The following is a 652-nucleotide window of genomic DNA, read 5'->3' as shown; positions in this document are numbered from 1 at the left end:
TCAGTAGTTGTTGTCGTTCCGATCTTGAGGGGTGGGTGTCGAACGGGAGTCTCGATTGGGTGGTGGCAGGGTGCTTGGCGCATACGAGTAGGGCCTCCTGAACAGCTCGTTGGTGTCGAATCACCGAGCAGCAGGAGGCCCTGGTGCCGCAGTCTTCCGTGTCGATGTCCGGGCAGTCCAATTCGGTCACCCGGGAGTGTGACTGCCTGGCTCACCGGTTCGGGAACGCCGCCGACCATCCGGTGCGTGAACGCCGGTACCCGACCGATATGACCGATGCGGAGTGGGTGGCGGTGCGGCCGCTGCTGCCGGTGCCGGGCTGGTTGCGCGGCCGGGGAGGGCAGCCGGAGGCGTATTGCCACCGGGCGATACTCGATGCGGTGCGCTACCTGGTGGACAACGGCATCAAGTGGCGGGCGATGCCAGCCGATTTCCCGCCGTGGGACCGGGTCTATGCGTTCTTCCGCCGCTGGCGCGACCGGGGTCTGGCCCGGGAGTTCCACGACCGGCTGCGCGTCCGGGTCCGCGAGAGCCTGGGGCGGGACGCGGAGCCGACCGCGGGGGTGATCGACTCGCAGTCGGTCAAGGCGGACGCGGTCGTCGGATCCGACAGCCGGGGCTTCGACGGCGGCAAGCTGATCAACGGGCGCAA

1 protein-coding gene is annotated in these 652 nt (G+C 68.4%); it reads left to right on the top strand.

The genetic code is table 11. The features are described 5' to 3' along the window. Positions 1-269 precede the first annotated feature (269 nt). A partial coding sequence (locus AC3EUJ_RS37230) for a transposase (RefSeq protein WP_431969439.1) occupies positions 270-652 on the top strand: 383 nt, incomplete at its 3' end.

This window comes from Actinacidiphila sp. bgisy160 (assembly GCF_057707815.1).
The sequence above is the reverse complement of the archived record's forward strand: the minus strand, read 5'-3'. Positions and strand labels throughout refer to the sequence as shown.